Genomic DNA, 19,774 nt, shown 5'->3' on the forward strand with positions numbered 1-19,774 from the left:
GTTGGCCACGTTCGAGCAAGTGATCCCTGGGGGTATGTACGAAGAACGAAAGGATCAACTCCATGGCGGCCCACGACGAGACCGCGGCGGATACCGAGGCGGTAAGACGCCACCGGACGCTGTTCCGGGCCGTGAAGCGCCGCAGGAACCCTCCCCTGCGCCGCACCGACATCACGGTCACGGACGAAGCCGCGGTCAAGCGGGCGGTCAAGGCGGCCTCGCTCGGAAACGCCATGGAGTGGTTCGACTTCGGCATCTACAGCTATCTGGCCGTCACGATCGGCCACGTCTTCTTCCCGTCCGGGAACGACACGGCTCAGTTGATCTCGTCCTTCGCCACCTTCGCGGTCTCCTTCCTGGTGCGACCCGTCGGCGGCATGGTGTTCGGTCCGATGGGCGACAAGGTCGGCCGCAAGAAGGTCCTCGCGCTGACGATGATCATGATGGCGATCGGCACCCTCGCCATCGGCCTGATCCCGTCCTACGACTCGATCGGCTTCTGGGCGCCGGTCCTGCTGATCTTCTTCCGCCTCGTCCAGGGCTTCTCGACGGGCGGCGAGTACGGCGGCGCCTCGACGTTCATCGCGGAGTACGCCCCCGACAAGCGCCGCGGCTACTTCGGCAGCTTCCTGGAGATGGGCACCCTCGCCGGCTACACCGGCGCGGCGGGCCTGGTGCTCATCCTCAACTCGGCCCTCGGCTCGGACGCCATGGAGTCCTGGGGCTGGCGCCTGCCGTTCCTCGTCGCGGGACCGCTCGGCCTCGTCGGCCTCTACCTGCGGCTCAAGCTCGACGAGACCCCGGCGTTCCAGAAGATGGAGGACGCGAGCTACCACTCGGCGTCCGAAGGCGCGTCGACCGTGGAGACCACGGCCAAGGGCGACCTCGCGAAGATCTTCCGCGACTACTGGCCCACGCTGATCCTCTGCATCGCCCTGGTCGGCGCGTACAACGTCACCGACTACATGCTGCTGTCGTACATGCCGACGTACCTCTCGGACGAGCTCGGCTACGACGACTCGCACGGCCTCCTGATCCTCATCGGCACCATGATCGTCCTGATGCTGATCATCAACCAGGTCGGCAGGCTCTCGGACCGCTTCGGCCGCAAGCCGCTCCTGATGACCGGCATGGTGGGCTTCCTGGTCCTCTCCGTCCCGGCGTTCCTGCTCATCAAGCAGGGCAGCCTGGTCGCGGTCTCCGGCGGCATGCTCCTGCTCGGCCTCTCCCTGGTCTGCCTCCTCGGCACGATGTCCGCGACGCTCCCGGCGCTCTTCCCCACCTCGGTCCGCTACGGCTCCCTCTCCGTCGGCTACAACCTCTCCGCCTCCCTCTTCGGCGGCACGGCCCCCCTGGTCATCACGTCCCTGATCAGCCTCACGGGCACGGACATGGTCCCGGCGTACTACTCGATGGCCGCGGCGGTCGTCGGCGTCATCGCGGTGGCCTGCATGAAGGAAACGGCCCAGAAGCCGCTGTCGGGTTCACCGCCGTCGGTGGAGACGAAGGAGGAGGCCGCGGAAATGGTCGAGGCACAGGCGACGGCCCCGAAGTTCTGACCCACCCTCCCCTCTCGACGGCCCGCAACTGGACCGACCTGACAACCGGCGGGCAAATCTGAGATACCTGTGCCCCAACTGCCATGCACTGACGGAGACGTGGTGCCGCCGGAAAGGGGAGGCCGCCTCTCGCCGGGTGACCTGCCCTGCCCGTACACTGAACGCCGCCGGTCAGACAGAGTGACCGTTTTTGAGCGGCCGTGATGGAATTTGGCAGTCATGCTGGGTTTAGGTCCCAGTGGGTTAACACCCGTGTGGGTTCGAGTCCCACCGGCCGCACACGCAACGGGCCGTGGGGCCGGTCGTCCGAGACCGGCCCCACGGCCCGTTCGCCTCAGCCCAACAACTCCCGCACCACCGGCACCAGCCCCCGGAACGCCTCCCCGCGATGGCTGATCGCGTTCTTCTCCGCGGGGGTCAGCTCCGCGCACGTGCGGCTCTCGCCGTCCGGCTGGAGGATCGGGTCGTAGCCGAAGCCGCCGGTGCCGGAGGGGGTGTGGCGCAGTACGCCTCGCAGGCGGCCTTCGACCACGCGTTCCGTGCCGTCGGGGAGGGCCAGTGCCGCCGCGCAGGCGAAGTGGGCGGTGCGGTGTTCGGGCGCCTCGATGTCGCCGAGCTGGGCCAGGAGCAGGTCGAGATTGGCGCGGTCGTCGCCGTGGCGGCCTGCCCAGCGGGCGGAGAAGATGCCGGGGGCGCCGCCGAGTACGTCGACGCAGAGGCCGGAGTCGTCGGCGACGGCGGGCAGGCCGGTGGCCTGGGCGAGGGCGTGCGCCTTGAGGAGGGCGTTCTCGGCGAAGGTGACGCCGGTTTCCCTGACGTCGGGGATCTGGGGGTAGGCGTCCGCGCCGACGAGTTCGTGGGCGAGGCCCGCGTCGGCGAGGATGGCCTTCAGTTCCGTGATCTTGCCGGTGTTACGGGTGGCGAGGATGAGGCGGGTCATGGCCCCAGTATCCCGGGGGCCCGACCCGCGTCCGTCACGGCGTGCAGACCTTCGTCAGTTCGCCCGCCGCGTCGGTGACCGGGCCGACGTCCGGTGTGGCGTCGCCGTTCCTGATGGACTTGCGGACGTTGTCGACGGCCTCGTCGAGGTGGTCGACGGCCTTGTTCACGTCCGTGTCGTCGGTCTTCTCGCCGATCTTGTCCAGGTTCTTGCCGATGTCGTCGAGGGCGCGGTCGGCCTCGGCGGGGTTGTCGCCCGCGTTCTCGACGGCCTGCTGGAGGTCGGTGACGCTGTCGGCGATGGTGTCCGCGGTCTGGACGCAGTCCAAGGCCTTCGAGACGGCGTCGCAGCCGACGAGGCCGGCGCCGGCCGGGATGACGATCAGTGCCGTGGCGACGGCGGTGGCGATACGACGGTGGCGCGCGGCCATGGTTCGGTCCCTCCCCGGGGTACGACGGGCGCGCGGCTCTGCCCGCGCGCCCGTACTCGTAAGAACGCCCGGAGAGGGGTGGTTGGTTGCCTGGCCGGCCGCCGTTCCTCGCGGAGCGCCGGCGCGTCAGCGCGTCGCTTCCAGTGCCTCGCGCTGGAAGGCGGTGAGGTCCTCGCAGCCGCCGACGGCGAGGTCGAGGAGCGCGTTCAGTTCCTTGCGGGCGAAGGGCTCGGCCTCGGCGGTGCCCTGGACCTCGACGAAGCGGCCGTCGCCGGTGCAGACGACGTTCATGTCGGTGTCGGCCCTGACGTCTTCCTCGTAGCAGAGGTCGAGGAGCGGTACGCCGCCGACGATGCCGACGGAGACGGCGCTGACGGTGTCGGTGAGGGGCTTGCGGCCGGCCTTGATGATCTTCTTGCCCTGGGCCCAGGTGACGGCGTCGGCGAGGGCGACGTAGGCGCCGGTGATGGCGGCGGTGCGGGTGCCGCCGTCGGCCTGGAGGACGTCGCAGTCCAGGACGATGGTGTTCTCGCCGAGCGCCTTGTAGTCGATGACGGCGCGGAGGCTGCGGCCGATGAGGCGGCTGATCTCGTGGGTGCGGCCGCCGATCTTGCCGCGGACGGACTCGCGGTCGCCGCGGGTGTTGGTGGAGCGGGGCAGCATCGAGTACTCGGCGGTGACCCAGCCCTCGCCGCTGCCCTTGCGCCAGCGCGGGACGCCTTCGGTGACGGATGCGGTGCAGAAGACCTTGGTGTCGCCGAAGGAGATGAGGACGGAGCCCTCGGCGTGCTTGCTCCAGCCGCGTTCGATGGTGATCGGGCGGAGTTGTTCGGGGGTGCGGCCGTCGATGCGGGGCGTTGAGGACATGCGTCGAGCCTATCCGGACATGGGTGAGGGGCCCTTCCCGAGCGTGGGAGGGCCCCTCGTCCGTGGGTCCACGGCGAGTCCCCGGTGAGTTCAGGAACTCACATCATGTCTTCGATGTCCGCGGCGATCGGGTCGGCGTCGGTGCCGATGACGACCTGGATCGCGGTGCCCATCTTCACGACGCCGTGGGCGCCCGCGGCCTTCAGGGCTGCGTCGTCGACCAGGCCGGGGTCCTTGACCTCGGTGCGCAGGCGGGTGATGCAGCCCTCGACCTCTTCGATGTTGTCGATGCCGCCGAGCCCGGCGACGATCTTCTCAGCCTTGCTGGCCATGGTGTTCTCCCTGTTGTTCTCACGGCTGGGGGTCCCGGGCTCGCCCCGGAGGTGCAGCCAAAGGACGCGGCGTTCGACCCGCCGTCGGTCCGCTTTGCCACGGTAACGCACGGTTGGACCATCTTCGCGGGCGGTGACGTCCGTCGTGCCCAATGATGACGATCAAGGTGCCGTCCCGCGTCGGGCGGCACTCCCACCGTTCGCAACTGGTCTACACCAGTTTTCAACGACCGCCAAACCTGGCTTGTTCCGGGAAGGACGCCGATGAGTTCGCAAGCCGCGGCGGTGCCGCAGAAGAAGCCGCAGAAGAAGTGGTGGAACGGCCTCTTCCAGGGCCTTCAGAAGATGGGCCGCAGCCTCCAGCTGCCCATCGCGGTCCTCCCCGCCGCCGGCATCCTGAACCGCCTCGGCCAGCCCGACGTCTTCGGCGACGACGGCCTCGGCTGGACCAACGTCGCCAAGGTCTTCGCGGCCGCGGGCGGTTCGTTGCTCGACTCCTCGCTCGGCCTTCCGCTGCTGTTCTGCATCGGTGTCGCGATCGGCATGGCGAAGAAGGCGGACGGCTCCACGGCGCTCGCGGCGGTCGCGGGCTTCCTCGTCTACTACGCGGTGCTCCGCGCCTTCCCCGAGGGCTGCCCGCTGGACACCACGTTCGGCGCCGCGGGCATGTGGAGCGGGGTGTGCGTGGCCGAGGACGGGACGGTCGCGCAGGCCGCGTACCAGAATCCGGGGGTGTTCGGCGGCATCGTGATGGGACTGCTCTCCGCCTGGTTCTGGCAGCGCTACCACCGCGTGAAGCTGGTCGACTGGCTCGGCTTCTTCAACGGCCGCCGCCTGGTGCCGATCATCATGGCCTTCGTCGGGCTGGTCTTCGCGGGCCTGTGCGTATGGATCTGGCCGCCCATCGGCGACGCGCTGACCAGCTTCTCCAAGTGGCTCGTCGACCTCGGCTGGCTGGGCTCGGGCATCTTCGGTGTCGCCAACCGCGCGCTGCTCACGGTCGGCCTGCACCAGTTCCTGAACACGTTCGTCTGGTTCCAGTTCGGCGACTACACGAAGCCGGACGGCACGATGGTGCACGGTGACATCAACCGGTTCCTCGCGGGGGACCCGACGGCGGGCCAGTTCACCTCGGGCTTCTTCCCCATCATGATGTTCGCGCTGCCCGCGGCGGCCCTCGCGATCACGCACTGCGCGCGCCCGGAGCGGCGCAAGGTGGTGGGCGGCCTGATGCTCTCGGTCGGCCTGACGTCGTTCGTCACGGGGATCACCGAGCCGATCGAGTACTCGTTCCTCTTCATCGCGCCGGTGCTGTACGCGATCCACGCGGTACTCACGGGCGTGTCGATGGCGGTGACGTGGGCGCTGGGCGTGAAGGACGGTTTCAGCTTCTCGGCGGGGCTGATCGACTACGTCATCAACTGGAGTCTCGCGACCAAGCCATGGCTGATCATTCCGATCGGTCTCTGCTTCGCCCTCGTCTACTACGCGCTGTTCCGCTTCGTCATCACGAAGTTCGATCTGCACACTCCGGGACGTGAACCGGAGGAGGAGGCGGAGGCCCTGGACCGGGAGCAGACGAAGGCCTAACTCCCGCCGCCCGGCCGCCTTCTCGCCGTCCAACCAGGCCCTCGGACCTCAGGTCCGAGGGCCTTTGGCCTGTCATATCCAGATATGACCCAGCCAACAGGAATCACGGGTTCCTTACGTCACCTTCACCGTGCTACAACAGGTCTACACCACTATTGGTGTAGACCACGCGGCCTTCTCGCCGCGTCCCCCTGAGACGCCGCCGTCTTCCACTTAACTGTCCCCTGGCGGCGCCTTGCCCACTGGAGGAAGTTGTGCCTACGGCCAGTGCCGCCCCCGCGGCCGACAAGAAAAAGGGCGCCGGCGTGATGGCTGTCATGCAGCGCATCGGCCGCAGCCTGATGCTGCCGGTCGCTGTGCTGCCCGCCGCAGCCCTCCTGGTCCGTTTCGGCCAGGACGACATGCTCGGCAAGGAGTCGTTCCCGACCTTCATCAACAAGCTCGCGAGCTACATGGCGGCGGGCGGTGGCGCGCTGCTCGACAACATGGCGCTGCTGTTCTGCGTCGGCATCGCGATCGGCTTCGCGAAGAAGTCGGACGGCTCCACGGCCCTCGCGGCCGTCACCGGCTACCTGGTCTTCCAGAAGGTGCTCGGCACCTTCACGGACAAGAACCTGCCGAAGGTCGCCTCCGTCGTCGACGGCAAGATCGTCATGAACGAGGCGCCGGTCAACGCCGGTGTGCTCGGCGGCGTGGTCATGGGCATCATCGTCGCCCTGCTGTACCAGAAGTTCTACCGGACCAAGCTGCCCGACTGGGCCGGCTTCTTCGGCGGCCGCCGTCTTGTCCCGATCCTCTCCGCCTTCGCGGGTCTGGTCGCGGGCATCGTCTTCGGTCTGATCTGGCCGGTCCTCGGCACCGCCATCCACAACTTCAGTGAGTGGCTCGTCGGTTCGGGCGCCGTCGGCGCGGGCGTCTTCGGTGTCGCCAACCGTGCGCTGATCCCCGTCGGCATGCACCACCTCCTGAACTCCTTCCCGTGGTTCCAGGCGGGCACGCACACCGACGGCGGCGTGGACTACCACGGCGACATCGCGCGCTTCCTGCACCACGACCCGTCCGCGGGCCAGTTCATGACCGGCTTCTTCCCGATCATGATGTTCGCCCTCCCGGCCGCCTGCCTCGCGATCGTGCACTGCGCCCGTCCCGAGCGCCGCAAGGTCGTCGGCGGCATGATGTTCTCCCTCGCGGCCACCGCGTTCGTGACCGGTGTGACCGAGCCGATCGAGTTCACCTTCATGTTCATCGCGCCGGTCCTGTACGCGATCCACGCGGTGCTCACCGGTGTCTCCATGGCGCTGACCTGGGCGCTCGGCATGAAGGACGGCTTCGGCTTCTCGGCCGGCGCGGTCGACTTCCTGCTGAACCTCGGCATCGCGAAGAACCCGTGGGGCCTGGCCCTGGTCGGCCTCTGCTTCGCGGCGGTCTACTACGTGGTCTTCCGCTTCGCGATCACCAAGTTCAACCTGCCGACGCCGGGCCGCGAGTCCGACGAGGAGCTGGCCGAACTGCAGAAGGCGGAGGGCAAGTAGCCTCCCCGCCAGACCCGTGACAGAGCCCCCGCCGTAGTCAACGGCGGGGGCTCTGTCACGAGTCGGACCGGATCGGGTCGGATCTGATCGGGTCGGATCTGATCGGGTCAGATCTCGTACGTCGCGCCGGGCGCCGCGAGGCCGGCCGGACCCTCGTACACGGCGCGTGCGTCCGCGAGGTTCACCTGCGGGTCCGTCCACGGCGGGATGTGCGTGAGCAGCAACCTTCCTGCATCGGCACGCCGCGCGGACTCCCCCGCCTCGCGGCCGTTCAGATGCAGGTCGGGGATGTTCTCCTTGCCGTGCGTGAAGGCGGCCTCGCACAGGAAGAAGTCGGTGCCCTCGGCGAGCTTGTCCAGCGCCTCGCAGGGCCCGGTGTCACCGGAGTACGTGAGGGACTTCCCGGCGTGCTCGACCCGGATGGCGTACGCCTCGACGGGGTGGCACATCTTCTCGGTGCGCACGGCGAACGGGCCGATGTCGAACGAGCCCGGCTTGACCGTGTGGAAGTCGAAGACCTCGCTCATCGAGGAGGCGGAGGGCGTGTCGGCGTACGCGGTGGTCAGGCGCTGCTCGGTGCCTTCGGGGCCGAAGACCGGGATGGGGGCGCAGCGGCCGCCCTCGTGCCGGTAGTAGCGCGCGACGAAGTACGCGCACATGTCGATGCAGTGATCGGCGTGCAGATGGCTGAGGAAGACCGCGTCCAGGTCGTACAGACCGATGTGGCGCTGCAGCTCGCCGAGGGCGCCGTTGCCCATGTCGAGCAGCAACCGGAAGCCGTCGGCCTCGACGAGGTAGCTCGAGCAGGCCGAGTCCGCGGACGGAAACGACCCCGAGCAGCCGACGACGGTGAGCTTCATGAAGCTGGAACCTCCGCGCTGGCAGGAGAGTCTGGGGGGTGGTGTGCGGTCCGTCGAGCGTAAGGCGCAAAAGGGCTGGTCGTTCCTCCGTCACCGGCTGTTGTGGGGGAACTCACCTGCACTGTCACCGGTTCGGGGGTCTCCTGGGGCGCTCGGGGCGCGGTGGGCGGCGGGGCGCGCGCGCCGGTACCGTCGACCTCATGGACACGTCCTGGTGGCTGGCGCTGGGCGCCGTGGTGGTGCTCGCGCTCGTCGTCACGCTGGTGGACGGCTGGGGGCGCGGCCCCCGTGCGTCCAGCTCCCGGCCGCCCGGCAGGACACGGCCGCCACGAGACCCCCGGCGCCGGTTGCCCGCGCCGCGACCTGCGGAGATCTGGTGGGCGCAGGTGCCGTACGAGGACGGCCCCGGCGGCAAGGACCGCCCGTGCCTGGTCCTGTCGGTGCGGGGCGGGAACGCCCGGGTCGCGAAGATCACCAGCAAGTACCACGACGAGCGAGCGGGCGTGATCACGCTCCCGCCGGGGGCGGTGGGCGACGCTCAGGGCCGCCCGAGCTTCCTGGAGACGGACGAGCTGCGGGACGTGCCGCTGGGCGAGTTCCGGCGCAGGGCCGGGGTGGTGGATCCGGTGCTGTGGGATCGGGTGAAGTACTTGGCCGGTGGCTAACCGGAACGCCGCTGCGGGGACTGGATGCCCAGTCCCCGCAGCGGCGTGAGCCCCGTGGATTTCAAGCCCGTCCGGCGATTGAGGACGAACTCGGCGAAGCCGGTGACTCAACCGAGCCCCGTGCCCCCGCCCTCCGGGGCGGCTAAGCCAGCTAAGCCCACAGCTGGCCCTGCAACGTCTCGATCGCCTCTTCCGTCGTGGCCGCGGTGTAGACGCCCGTCGACAGGTACTTCCACCCGCCGTCGGCGACGACGAAGACGATGTCGGCGGACTCCCCCGCCTTGACCGCCTTCTTGCCGACCCCGATCGCCGCGTGCAGCGCGGCCCCCGTGGAGACGCCCGCGAAGATCCCCTCCTCCTGGAGGAGTTCACGCGTGCGCGTCACCGCGTCGGCGGAGCCCACCGAGAAGCGGGTGGTCAGGACGGAGGCGTCGTACAGCTCGGGGACGAAGCCCTCGTCGAGGTTGCGCAGGCCGTAGACGAGGTCGTCGTAGCGCGGCTCGGCGGCGACGATCTTGATGTCGGGCTTCTGCTCGCGCAGGTAGCGGCCGACGCCCATGAGCGTGCCGGTGGTGCCGAGTCCGGCCACGAAGTGGGTGACGGAGGGCAGGTCGGCGAGGATCTCGGGACCGGTGGTCGCGTAGTGCGCGCCCGCGTTGTCGGGGTTGCCGTACTGGTAGAGCATCACCCAGTCCGGGTGCTCCGCGGACAGCTCCTTGGCGACGCGGACGGCGGTGTTGGAGCCGCCGGCCGCCGGGGAGGAGATGATCTCGGCGCCCCACATGGCGAGCAGGTCGCGCCGCTCCTGGGAGGTGTTCTCCGGCATGACGCACACGATGCGGTAGCCCTTGAGCTTGGCCGCCATGGCGAGCGAGATGCCGGTGTTGCCGGAGGTCGGCTCCAGGATCGTGCAACCGGGCGTCAACCGGCCGTCCTTCTCGGCCTGTTCGACCATGTGGAGGGCGGGCCGGTCCTTGACTGAACCGGTGGGGTTGCGGTCCTCCAGCTTGGCCCAGATGCGGACGTCGTCAGCGGGGGAGAGCCGCGGCAGACGGACGAGCGGCGTGTTGCCGACCGCGGCGAGCGGGGAGTCGTAGCGAGGCATCCGGGATCGGGCCTAGACCATGCCGCCGGCGACGGCCGGCAGGATCGTGACGTTGTCGCCGTCGGCGAGCTTCGTGGAGATGCCGTCGAGGAAGCGGACGTCCTCGTCGTTCAGGTACACGTTCACGAAGCGGCGCAGCTTGTCGCCGTCGACGATGCGCTCGGCGATGCCGTTGTGGCGCGAGTCGAGGTCGGTGAGGAGCTCGGCGAGGGTGCCCCCGTTGCCCTCGACGGCCTTGGCTCCGTCGGTGTAGGTGCGGAGGATGGTCGGGATGCGGACCTCGATGGCCATGCTGGGGGCTCCTGTCGGGGATCGGTGAGTGCGTCGGGAAGTCGAGCGGTGCGGGTCGTGGGCGCGCGGCGGGCGTGCTGCCGTGCGGTGGTGCGCGTACGGGGTGCGGCGCCGGGACCCGCGGGCCAGGAGACCCACAGCCGTGCGGCAGCGCGGTTCAGCGGGAACAGATCGCGCTGGCGAGGCGGCACAGGTCGACGTGCAGCCGCGCAACGAGCAGTGCGCCCGGCGTCTTTTCGCTCACGTCGTGGGAAACCATGCGGTCATCGTATCGATTCCCGGTCCGGATCCCGGAATGTGATCTCATCTGCTGGACCCAAAGCGTTCAGGATGCGGGCGGCGGCAGATAGACGACGGTCGGGGCGCCGGTCAGCGGATGGACGCCGACCTCGGCCCTCACGCCGTACACGGTGGCGAGCAGCTCGGCGGTGAGGACCTCCTCGGGCGTCCCGGAGGCGACCACGCGGCCCCCGTCGAGGACGTAGAGGCGGTCGCAGTAGTACGCGGCGAGGTTCAGGTCGTGCAGGGCGAGCAGGTTGGTCGTGCCGAGGCCGCGCACGAAGGAGAGGATGCCGAGCTGGTAGCGGATGTCCAGGTGGTTCGTGGGTTCGTCGAGGACGACGAGGGTGGGCTGTTGCACCAGGGCGCGGGCGACGAGGGCGCGCTGGCGTTCGCCGCCGGAGAGGGAGGGGAAGGCGCGGTCGGCCAGTTCCCCGACGCCGACCCTGGCGAGCGCCGCCGTGACCAGCTCGTCGTCGGCCACCGTGTCCGCCTCCCAGAACCGTTTGTGCGGGGAGCGGCCCATCGCGACGACCTGCCGGACGCTGAGCTCGAAGGCGGCCTGGCCGTCCTGCGGGACCGTGGCGAGGCGCCGGGCGCGCGCCTTCGCGGTCATGGTGTGCAGGTCGTCGCCGTCGAGGAGGGCGCGGCCCCCGGTGGGACGCAGGGTGCCGTACACGCAGCGCAGCAGTGTCGTCTTGCCGCTGCCGTTGGGGCCGATGACGCCGACGGTCTCGCCGGGGGCGGCGGTGAGGTCGACGGCGTCGACAAGGAGGCGCCCGCCGATCTCGTAGGAGAGGCCTTCCGTGCGCAGCTCGCCGGTGGGGCGGGGGCCACCCGGTTCCACGCTCGTGCCGGGGTTCCGCGCGTTCATGCCGGGACTCCTTCGGTACGTCGCCGCAGCAGCCAGAGGAAGAAGGGGCCGCCGGTCAGCGCGGTGAGCACGCCGACGGGGATGTCCTGCGGCGCGGCGACGGTGCGCGCGGCGAGGTCGGCGGCGACCAGGAAGACCGCGCCCATCAGCGCCACGACCGGCAACAGCGCGCGGTGGGCGGCGCCGACCAGCATGCGGGCGGCGTGCGGCACCATCAGGCCGACGAACCCGATGGCCCCGCTGTAGGCGACCAGGACACCGGTCAGCAGGGAGGCGAGGACGAAGACGGTGACACGGAAGCGGGTCGCGTCCAGGCCGAGGACGGTGGCGCCCTCCTCGCCCGCGAGGAGCAGATCGAGGGGGCGGGCCATGGCGACGAGGAGGGCCGTGCCGAGGATGAGGACGGAGCAGGGCAGGGCGAGCATGTCCCAGCGGGCGCTGCCGAGGCCGCCGAGCGTCCAGTAGAGGACTTCCTTGAGGTGGTCCGCGCTGTCGGCGGTGACCAGGATGAGGCTGGTCAGCGCGGTCAGGATGTACGAGACGGCGACGCCCGCGAGGATCAGCCGGCCAGTGGCGAAGCCGCCGCCCCCGCTTCTGGCCAGGGTGTAGACGAGGACGAGCGAGAGCAGGGCACCCGCGAAGGCGGCGGCCGGGATGGTGACGGTGGTCGACAGGGCGGCGCCGAGGCCGAAGACGCCGCCGAGCACGATGGCGCAGACGGCGCCCACCGAGGCTCCGGAGGAGACGCCCAGCAGGAACGGGTCCGCGAGGGGGTTGCGGACGAGGGCCTGGAGGACGGCGCCGATGACTGCGAGGCCGCCTCCGACGGTGGCTCCGAGGATGACTCTCGGGAGTCTTACGTCGAGGACGATGGTTCTGAACGGGGAGGGTTCCGCTCGGCCGGTGAGGATCTCCATGACGTGGGCCGGGGGGATCCGCACGGAGCCGAGTGCGAGACCGGCGAGGGCGGTGGCCGCCAGGGTTGCGGTGAGGACGGTCAGTATCGTCAGGTGCCGCCCCCGTGAGCTCGGCCCATCGCCCTTCGGGCTCGTCCTCAAACGCCGGACGGGCTGGATGATCCGCCCCACGCGCTGGGTGATCCGCCCCACGCGCTGAATGGTCCGGCTCACAGCTGCGCCGCCAGCTTCCTCACCGCCTCCGGTGCTCGTACGCCCGTGACCACGTCCGACAGGCGCAGGACCGCGAAGTTCTCGTTCTTGATGGCGGGGACGTCCTGGAGGGCCGGGTCGTCGAGGAGGCGCTTCTTCTTCTGGGTGACGGTGGTGGCGCCGTAGTCGAGGATCAGGATCGTTTCGGGCTTGCGCTCGACGACCTTCTCCCAGGACGCGTCGGTGAAGGACTTGTTCACGTCGGCGAAGACGTTGTGGCCGCCCGCCCGCTCGACGATGTCGTTGCCGATGCCCCGGCCGCCCGCCGTGAACGCGGTCTTGTCGCCGCTGTCGTAGACGAAGACGGAGCGGGGCTTCTCACCCTTGGACCGGGACCGTGACTTCTCCGCGGTGGCGGCCAGTTCGCGGCGGGCGGCGCTCACCCATTTCTCGGCCCGCGCCCGCACCCCGAACGTGGCGCCGACCTCGCGGACCTCGCGGTAGACATCGTCCATGGAGACGGGGTGCCCGGCGCAGCCCTCGATGTTGAGGCGGCTGTCGATGCCGGACTTGGCGAGGGCCGAGCGGCTGCGTCCGTCACCGGCGAGGAAGGCGCTCGCGTAACCGCCGTACACGTAGTCGGGGTTGGCGGAGAGCAGCTTCTCGTAGGAGGGGTACTCCTTGGCGATCACCGGGATCGACTCGTACGCCTTCTTGTACTTCGGCAGGACCTCGTCGTCGAGGTAGGCGGTACCGGCCAGCCGGTCCTTCAGGCCGAGTTCCAGCATCACTTCGGTGGCGTGCTGGTTCATGGTGACGGCGCGCTTCGGGGGTGCGTCGTACGTCGTCCGCACGCCGCAGTTGGTGACGGTGTACGGGAATCCGGCGGCCTTGGTGGCGGGCCCGGAGTCGTCGTCCGCCGCCGAGGTGGAGCAGGCGGCGAGCGGGGCGAGCAGGGCGGCCGTGACGAGGGCGCGCAGGGGCCGGTGGGACCGGGGCATGACGGAACTGCCTCCTCCAGGGGATTTCCGCGTCCCCTGCGTTGCGTGGGAGGAAGGCGGCAGGTCAGTTCCTGACTCCCCCGCCCCAACTATGGGGTGGGGTCACAGTGGCGGGACCGTGCCGGGTTCGCACCGGCTTCCTGGCTCCTGCCGCCCTCGTTGGTAAAGATCAGTATGCCTGTACGACCTTTACCTCTTCCTCGGTGACCTCGCCGTCCACGATGCGGTACGAGCGGAACTGGAAGGGGCCCGGGCCGTCGGTGTCCGCCGTGGAGACCAGGACGTAGTGGGCGCCGGGCTCGTTGGCGTAGGTGATGTCGGTGCGCGAGGGGTAGGCCTCGGTGGCCGTGTGCGAGTGGTAGACGATCACGGGCTCCTCGTCGCGGTCGTCCATCTCGCGGTAGAGCTTCAGCAGGTCACCCGAGTCGAACTCGTAGAACGTGGGCGAGCGCGCGGCGTTCAGCATGGGGATGAACCGCTCGGGGCGGCCGGTGCCCGCCGGGCCCGCGACGACGCCGCAGGCCTCGTCGGGGTGGTCCTGGCGCGCGTGCGCGACGATCTGGTCGTGGAGGGCCTGGGTGAGGGTCAGCATGGGAGTCAGGATAAGCAGAGGGCCCGCGCCGTACCGAAGTGTGGTACGGGCGGGCCCGAATGCTGGACAACGCTCTGGGAAGCGGTGTCAGTCCTTCCCGACCGGCGTGCTGTCGGCGGTGACCGAGCCGTCGACAGCGGTCTTGCGCTTGTTGAAGGCGGCCGCCTGCGGGTTGCGGCTCTTGAGCACCAGGTACGACACCGTCAGGATCGCGGCCCAGACCGGGGCGGCGTACAGCGAGACCCGGTTGTCCTTGTCGATGCCCATCATCACGATGACCATGCCGATGAAGAGCAGCGCGAACCAGCTGGTGTACGGGGCACCGGGCGCCCGGAAGGTGGACTGCGGCAGCTCGCCGCGGTCGGCCTTGCGGCGGTAGCGGATCTGGCAGGCGAGGATCATGATCCAGGCCCACATACCGGAGATGGTCGCGAAGGAGACGACGTAGGTGAACGCCTTGCCGGGCCACTGGTAGTTGATCCAGACGCCGACCAGCATGCACGCGGCGGAGGCCGTGGTGCCGATCAGCGGCAGGCCGTTCTTCGTGAGCTTGGTGAAGAACTTCGGGCCCTGGCCGTTGAGCGCCAGGTCGCGCAGCATGCGGCCGGTGGAGTACATGCCGGAGTTGCAGGAGGAGAGCGCGGCGGTGAGGACCACGAAGTTCACGATGGCGGCGCCGACGCCGAGGCCCATCTTCTCGAAGGCGGCGACGAACGGCGAGACGTCGGGCTTGAACGTCGTCCACGGGACGACCGACAGGATCATGATGAGCGCGCCGACGTAGAAGACGGCGATGCGCCACGGCACGGTGTTGATGGCCTTGGGCAGGACGGTCTTCGGGTCCTTGGACTCGCCCGCGGTGACGCCGACGAGCTCGACGGCGAGGAAGGCGAACATCACGATCTGGAGCGTCATCAGCGTGGAGCCGATGCCGTTGGGGAAGAAGCCACCCTCGTCCCACAGGTGGGTCACGGAGGCGGTGTCACCGGCGTCGGAGAAGCCGATGGTGAGGATGCCGACGCAGATCAGGATCATGCCGATGATGGCGGTGACCTTGACCATCGAGAACCAGAACTCCAGCTCGCCGAAGAGCTTCACGGAGATGAGGTTCGCGCCGTACAGGATGACGGTGAAGACGAGCGCGTACGCCCATTGCGGGAAGGAGTCGTGGGTCCAGTACTGCATGTACTGGGCGGCCGCGGTGACTTCCGTGATGCCGGTGACGACCCAGAAGAGCCAGTACGTCCAGCCGGTCACGAAGCCGAAGAACGGGCCCATGAACTCGCGTGCGTACTCCGAGAAGGAGCCGGACACGGGCCGGTACATGAGGAGCTCGCCGAGCGCCCGCATGATGAAGAAGATGACGAGGCCCGCGATGGCGTACGCCAGGATGAGGCTGGGCCCCGCCTTGTGAATGGCCTTGCCCGCGCCGAGGAACAGGCCGGTGCCGATGGCACCGCCGATCGCGATCATCTGGATCTGCCGGGCCCCGAGCCCGCGCTGATACCCCTCGCCCTCGCCGGACGAACCCTGCACGACCCCACTGCCGCCGTGCTCGTCGTGGTGCTCTTCGACCTGCACTGAGGTCATGGTGACGCCTTTCTCCATGCTGATCCGCGCCCGCTCATCTGCGTTGTGGCTGCGGATCAGGTCCTGATCCCCCCGGATATGGATGGAGTGCTACCGGCGGTCTGCCGGCTCGAGCGCCCTCGGCGACATGGGTGGCGTCACCGAGTGGTCGTGAAGATTTATCACGGGGGCAACAGTGAGGGAATGAGCCACCTGTGGCGTACACCACAAGAAGAAGCGGACAAACCGCCCTTGGCACCCTAAATGCAGGCACCGACTTGACGCGATCGTTATGCGGATTTGAGCGTCCGCTGAGCGAACGGTCCGTCCGGTGAACGGAACCTGTCCTCTACAACAAATTTCGCTGCCTTATGCAGCGAAGTCTGCCCGGAATCAGTCCAGCAACGTCCCGACCAGCGTTTCCTGCAGTCCGCCCAGCCAGAGGTAGGCCATCACCATCGGCTTGCGGGGGTCGGTGTCCGGGAGGCTGTAGAGCAGATCGGCGTCGTCCTCGTCGGTGACCTCCAGGCGGGTGCCGATCGCGAGCCGGAGGTCGTTGAGGGCGCCCAGCCACTGCCGGGACTCCTCGACCGACAGTTTCAGGACAGCTCCGCCGTCGCCGGAGGCGTTCACCGAGTCCAGCGAACGGATCACGGCCAGGGCGTCGTCGCGCTTCCTGGCACGCAGGTCGTTCTCCGTGAAACGGCGGAACTCCGCCGAGTACGCCCGCGTCTCCTCGGCGTCACCCGGACCGTCCTCGCTCGCCGGACCGCCGTACGCGTCGGGCAGCAGGCGCCGCATCACCGGATCGGCGGGCGGCTCGCTCGGCCCCTCGGCGAAGAGCTCCGCGAGCGGGTCGTCTGAGACCTCGCCGCCCGGACCGGGACCGATCAGCTCCAGGAGCTGCACGGCGAGGGAACGGATGATCGAGATCTCGACCTCGTCGAGCGCGACGGCGGCGCCGCCGCCCGGAGTCGGTTCGAATTGTCCTGGCATCAGATGCGTCGCTGCTTCCGGTCCGTACGCTGCTGGCGGGCCACTACTTGCGGTCCTGCTGAAGGGTGGCCCACAGGCCGTAGCCGTGCATGGCCTGCACGTCGCGCTCCATCTCCTCACGGGTGCCGCTCGAGACGACCGCACGCCCCTTCTGGTGCACGTCCATCATCAGCTTCGTGGCCTTGTCCTTCGAGTAGCCGAAGTACGTCTGGAACACGTACGTCACGTAACTCATCAGATTGACCGGGTCGTTGTGCACGAGCGTGATCCAGGGCACGTCCGGTTCGGGGACGACGAGCGCCTCTTCGTCCGAATCCGGGCGGGTGATTTCTGCGGGAGCCGTACTCACCCGACCCATGCTGCCACCCCGCGGGGCGCCTCGCACAAATGGCCTGCCGCGCGGCTCGTGAAATCGTCAGAGTGACGAGATTGGGGGTAGCATCCTTCGTATGAACACAGCGGACCTGGGCCTGCCGGTGGACGTTCCCTCGACAGCGCTCTTCACGGACCAGTACGAGCTGACGATGGTGCAGGCCGCACTGAAAGCGGGCACCGGCGACCGGCGTTCGGTCTTCGAGGTCTTCACCCGCAGACTGCCCGAGGGCCGGCGCTACGGCGTGGTGGCCGGAACGGGCCGGGTCCTGGACGCCGTGGAGAACTTCCGCTTCGACGCCGGTGTCCTCGGCTTCCTGCGCGAGCGCGACATCGTCGACGAGGCCACGCTCGCCTGGCTCGCCGACTACCGCTTCAGCGGCGACATCTGGGGCTACCCCGAGGGCGAGGTGTACTTCCCGGGCTCCCCGATCCTGCGGGTCGAGGGTTCCTTCGCCGAGTGCGTGCTCCTGGAGACCGTGATCCTCTCCATCCTCAACCACGACTCGGCCATCGCCGCCGCCGCCTCCCGGATGTCCTCGGCCGCTGGGGACCGCCCGCTGATCGAGATGGGCGCCCGCCGCACCCACGAGCTGGGCGCCGTCGCCGCCTCCCGCGCCGCCTACGTCGGCGGCTTCGCCACCACCTCGGACCTGGCCGCCGGGTTCCGCTACGGCATCCCGACCGTCGGCACCAGCGCCCACGCCTTCACCCTCCTGCACGACAACGAACGCGACGCGTTCCGCGCCCAGGTCGACTCGCTCGGCCGCGGCACGACGCTGCTCGTCGACACGTACGACGTGACGGAGGCCGTCCGGATGGCCGTCGAGGTCGCCGGGCCCGAACTGGGCGCCGTCCGCATCGACTCCGGTGACCTGCTGCTCGTCGCCCACCGGGTGCGGCAGCAGCTGGACGATCTCGGCGCCACGGAGACGAAGATCGTCGTGACCTCCGATCTCGACGAGTACGCCATCGCCTCGCTCGCCGCGGCGCCCGTCGACGCGTACGGCGTGGGCACGCAGCTCGTCACCGGCTCCGGGCACCCCACCGCCTCCATGGTCTACAAGCTGGTGGCCCGCGCGCACTCGGCGGACCCCAAGGCCCCCCTGGAGCCGGTGGCGAAGAAGTCGCTCGGCGCCAAATCCTCGATGGGCGGCCGCAAGTGGGCGGCGCGCAGGACCGACGCGTACGGGGTCGCCGAGGCCGAGGTCATCGGCACCGGGCCCGTGCCGACGGCGCTGGCCGACCGGCAGCTCCTGGTCGAGCTGGTCAAGGGCGGCGAGGTGGTGGCCCGCGAGCCGCTGGACGCGGTCCGCGACCGGCACGCCGCCGCGCGCGGCGGGCTGCCGCTCTCGGCGACGCAGCTGTCGCGGGGCGAGGCGGTCATTCCGACGGAGTACGTCTGACGTCCGCGTCCGTGGCCCTCGGGGGCGCCGCGCAGGCGCCCCCTCCCGCAACGCACGTGAAGTCTCTACGCTCGGTTCATCCGGCCGAGTCCCCCACCGATCCCGCCCTGCCGAGCGAAGGACACGCCTCATGCGCCGCGCACTGATCGTCGTAGACGTGCAGAACGACTTCTGCGAAGGCGGCAGCCTCGCGGTCGCCGGTGGCGCGGACGTGGCCGCCGCCATCACCGAGCTGATCGGCCAGGCCCCCGCGGGCTACCGCCACGTCGTGGCCACCCGCGATCACCACATCGACCCCGGCGACCACTTCTCCGACCACCCCGACTACGTCGACTCCTGGCCGCCGCACTGTGTGGCCGGCACGGAGGGCATCGGCTTCCACCCGAACTTCGCCCCCGCGGTCGCCTCGGGCGCGATCGACGGAGTCTTCTCGAAGGGGGCCTACTCGGCGGCGTACAGCGGCTTCGAGGGCGTCGACGAGAACGGGGTCTCCTTGGCGGAGTGGCTGCGGAGCCGGGAGATCACGGAGGTGGACGTGGTCGGCATCGCCACGGATCACTGCGTGCGGGCCACGGCGGTGGACGCGGCGCGGGAGGGGTTCAGGACGACGGTCCTCCTCGACCTGACGGCCGGGGTCTCCGCGGCGACCACGGAGGCGGCGATGGCCGAGCTCCGCTCGGCCGGGGTGGAACTGACGGGAAAGCCCGTCGTCTGACGACTGCCCGGTGGGGGCCGCTCGCGCAGTTCCCCGCGCCCCTTGACGGCACCTCCGGCCGGACGGCGAGGAGACCCACCCCAGGACCACCTGCCGTCTGCCGGCGATGAGGCCCACCCAGGGGCGCGGGGAACTGCGCGCCCAGCCACGACGCGCCCGCACCCGCAGAGCCCGCCGAGCAAACCCGTCTTTCGGCCGACCCCCCGGCGGGGGCCGCTCGCGCAGTTCCCCGCGCCCCTTGACGGCACCTCCGGCCGGACGGCGACAAGGACTACCCCAGGCACCCGCACCCGCAGGCGGCCGCCGCCGCCCCCGTGCGACCCCTCAGAACGCGACCCCCGAACCGCTGGTGCGAGACACGCCGCGAGGCTGTCTGCGCAAGGCTCTGATCGGGTGCCACAGCTCGTTCAGGGCATCCGGCGCCCCGCGCCATATGAGGCCGTCCGGATGGTGCAGGACCGCCGTGACCTCGTCCGGCGTCGGCGGCTCCGCGTTGCCCCGCAGGTACACCGCCCGCAGGCCCAGATTCCGCAGCCGGGTCAGCGCCCTCGCGCGGTTCACGGCGTGCACGATCATCCTGACCGTGCCGTCGCCCGGCGACGGGCTCGGCAGGGTCAGCGCCACCACCACACTGCCGTTCGGCAGCTTGCAGAAACCTCCTGCGGACATGCTGGGTCACACCCCCGTTGA

The 19,774-nt window shown here is 69.6% G+C and carries 22 protein-coding genes, 1 tRNA gene and 1 riboswitch; of the genes, 7 read left to right on the top strand and 16 right to left on the bottom strand.

Features of this window, described 5'->3' with window-relative positions; all coding sequences use genetic code 11:
- The first annotated feature begins 62 nt into the window (after nt 1-62).
- Both proP and AC07DI_RS13005 read left to right on the top strand, forming a co-directional pair.
- Nucleotides 63-1,559, top strand: a complete 1,497-nt coding sequence (gene proP, locus AC07DI_RS13000; protein WP_478904272.1) for a glycine betaine/L-proline transporter ProP — start codon at nt 63-65, stop codon at nt 1,557-1,559.
- A 194-nt stretch (nt 1,560-1,753) separates the two neighbouring features.
- A tRNA-Leu gene (locus AC07DI_RS13005) sits at nt 1,754-1,838 on the top strand.
- 55 nt (nt 1,839-1,893) lie between these two features.
- Here the strand turns inward: AC07DI_RS13005 and rdgB are convergent.
- The 4 genes from rdgB to AC07DI_RS13025 all read right to left on the bottom strand — a co-directional run bounded on the left by rdgB (nt 1,894) and on the right by AC07DI_RS13025 (nt 4,185).
- Nucleotides 1,894-2,499 carry an RdgB/HAM1 family non-canonical purine NTP pyrophosphatase gene (gene rdgB / locus AC07DI_RS13010; RefSeq protein ID WP_478904274.1) on the bottom strand — a complete coding sequence of 202 codons (606 nt, stop codon included), beginning with the start codon at nt 2,497-2,499 and terminating at the stop codon, nt 1,894-1,896.
- Nucleotides 2,500-2,533: 34 nt separating this feature from the next.
- Complete coding sequence (locus AC07DI_RS13015) at nt 2,534-2,929, bottom strand: hypothetical protein (protein WP_384263845.1); 396 nt, start codon at nt 2,927-2,929, stop codon at nt 2,534-2,536.
- 126 nt (nt 2,930-3,055) lie between these two features.
- A complete protein-coding gene (gene rph / locus AC07DI_RS13020; RefSeq protein WP_384263843.1) occupies nt 3,056-3,796 on the bottom strand; it encodes a ribonuclease PH in 741 nt (246 codons plus the stop codon).
- A 98-nt stretch (nt 3,797-3,894) separates the two neighbouring features.
- A complete protein-coding gene (locus tag AC07DI_RS13025) occupies nt 3,895-4,185 on the bottom strand; it encodes a PTS sugar transporter subunit IIB (protein ID WP_384263850.1) in 291 nt (96 codons plus the stop codon).
- Nucleotides 4,186-4,392: 207 nt separating this feature from the next.
- On the opposite strand from AC07DI_RS13025, the gene AC07DI_RS13030 reads away from it, so the two are divergent.
- The gene (locus AC07DI_RS13030) at nt 4,393-5,718 is read left to right on the top strand and encodes a PTS transporter subunit EIIC (RefSeq protein WP_384263841.1); all 1,326 of its coding nucleotides are present in this window, start codon (nt 4,393-4,395) and stop codon (nt 5,716-5,718) included.
- Between the two features lie 254 nt (nt 5,719-5,972).
- A complete protein-coding gene (locus AC07DI_RS13035) occupies nt 5,973-7,250 on the top strand; it encodes a PTS transporter subunit EIIC (RefSeq protein ID WP_384263839.1) in 1,278 nt (425 codons plus the stop codon).
- Nucleotides 7,251-7,357: 107 nt separating this feature from the next.
- On the opposite strand, the gene AC07DI_RS13040 is transcribed toward AC07DI_RS13035, so the two are convergent.
- Nucleotides 7,358-8,110, bottom strand: a complete 753-nt coding sequence (locus AC07DI_RS13040; RefSeq protein ID WP_384263836.1) for an MBL fold metallo-hydrolase — start codon at nt 8,108-8,110, stop codon at nt 7,358-7,360.
- Between the two features lie 200 nt (nt 8,111-8,310).
- Here AC07DI_RS13040 and AC07DI_RS13045 point away from each other — a divergent pair, with 200 nt between their 5' ends.
- Nucleotides 8,311-8,775, top strand: coding sequence for a type II toxin-antitoxin system PemK/MazF family toxin (locus AC07DI_RS13045; RefSeq protein ID WP_384263834.1), 465 nt, complete (start codon nt 8,311-8,313; stop codon nt 8,773-8,775).
- Between the two features lie 151 nt (nt 8,776-8,926).
- Here the strand turns inward: AC07DI_RS13045 and AC07DI_RS13050 are convergent, their stop codons facing one another.
- From AC07DI_RS13050 to clpS, 10 genes are all read right to left on the bottom strand, one after another.
- Nucleotides 8,927-9,880, bottom strand: a complete 954-nt coding sequence (locus AC07DI_RS13050) for a PLP-dependent cysteine synthase family protein (RefSeq protein ID WP_384263775.1) — start codon at nt 9,878-9,880, stop codon at nt 8,927-8,929.
- Nucleotides 9,881-9,892: 12 nt separating this feature from the next.
- Entirely contained in the window at nt 9,893-10,171 is a 279-nt protein-coding gene (locus AC07DI_RS13055) for a MoaD/ThiS family protein (RefSeq protein WP_384263778.1), read from the bottom strand.
- 157 nt (nt 10,172-10,328) lie between these two features.
- Nucleotides 10,329-10,430, bottom strand: coding sequence for a putative leader peptide (locus AC07DI_RS13060; RefSeq protein ID WP_384263781.1), 102 nt, complete (start codon nt 10,428-10,430; stop codon nt 10,329-10,331).
- A 66-nt stretch (nt 10,431-10,496) separates the two neighbouring features.
- Entirely contained in the window at nt 10,497-11,324 is an 828-nt protein-coding gene (locus AC07DI_RS13065; protein ID WP_478904278.1) for an ABC transporter ATP-binding protein, read from the bottom strand.
- Complete coding sequence (locus tag AC07DI_RS13070) at nt 11,321-12,334, bottom strand: FecCD family ABC transporter permease (RefSeq protein ID WP_478904466.1); 1,014 nt, start codon at nt 12,332-12,334, stop codon at nt 11,321-11,323. Before AC07DI_RS13070 ends, AC07DI_RS13065 begins: the two co-directional genes overlap by 4 nt.
- A 116-nt stretch (nt 12,335-12,450) precedes the next feature.
- Nucleotides 12,451-13,434 carry an ABC transporter substrate-binding protein gene (locus AC07DI_RS13075; protein ID WP_478904279.1) on the bottom strand — a complete coding sequence of 328 codons (984 nt, stop codon included), beginning with the start codon at nt 13,432-13,434 and terminating at the stop codon, nt 12,451-12,453.
- A gap of 45 nt (nt 13,435-13,479) precedes the next feature.
- A riboswitch (cobalamin riboswitch) is annotated at nt 13,480-13,600 on the bottom strand.
- Nucleotides 13,601-13,603: 3 nt separating this feature from the next.
- Entirely contained in the window at nt 13,604-14,026 is a 423-nt protein-coding gene (locus AC07DI_RS13080; RefSeq protein WP_478904281.1) for a M67 family metallopeptidase, read from the bottom strand.
- 87 nt (nt 14,027-14,113) lie between these two features.
- Nucleotides 14,114-15,616 carry an amino acid permease gene (locus AC07DI_RS13085; RefSeq protein ID WP_384263793.1) on the bottom strand — a complete coding sequence of 501 codons (1,503 nt, stop codon included), beginning with the start codon at nt 15,614-15,616 and terminating at the stop codon, nt 14,114-14,116.
- A 372-nt stretch (nt 15,617-15,988) separates the two neighbouring features.
- Nucleotides 15,989-16,591, bottom strand: a complete 603-nt coding sequence (locus AC07DI_RS13090; RefSeq protein ID WP_478904283.1) for a DUF2017 domain-containing protein — start codon at nt 16,589-16,591, stop codon at nt 15,989-15,991.
- 43 nt (nt 16,592-16,634) lie between these two features.
- Nucleotides 16,635-16,949 (bottom strand): ATP-dependent Clp protease adapter ClpS, encoded by a 315-nt coding sequence (clpS, locus tag AC07DI_RS13095; RefSeq protein ID WP_478904284.1) that lies wholly within the window; start codon nt 16,947-16,949, stop codon nt 16,635-16,637.
- Nucleotides 16,950-17,040: 91 nt separating this feature from the next.
- Here clpS and AC07DI_RS13100 point away from each other — a divergent pair, with 91 nt between their 5' ends.
- Together AC07DI_RS13100 and AC07DI_RS13105 are read left to right on the top strand one after the other, a co-directional pair.
- Nucleotides 17,041-18,369, top strand: a complete 1,329-nt coding sequence (locus AC07DI_RS13100; RefSeq protein WP_478904285.1) for a nicotinate phosphoribosyltransferase — start codon at nt 17,041-17,043, stop codon at nt 18,367-18,369.
- Between the two features lie 130 nt (nt 18,370-18,499).
- Nucleotides 18,500-19,084 carry an isochorismatase family protein gene (locus AC07DI_RS13105; protein WP_384263804.1) on the top strand — a complete coding sequence of 195 codons (585 nt, stop codon included), beginning with the start codon at nt 18,500-18,502 and terminating at the stop codon, nt 19,082-19,084.
- Nucleotides 19,085-19,408: 324 nt separating this feature from the next.
- On the opposite strand, the gene AC07DI_RS13110 is transcribed toward AC07DI_RS13105, so the two are convergent.
- On the bottom strand, nt 19,409-19,753 hold the full coding sequence (locus AC07DI_RS13110) for a hypothetical protein (RefSeq protein WP_478904287.1): 345 nt from the start codon (nt 19,751-19,753) through the stop codon (nt 19,409-19,411).
- Nucleotides 19,754-19,774: the final 21 nt, after the last annotated feature.

The organism is Streptomyces sp. NPDC044106 (assembly GCF_056433985.1).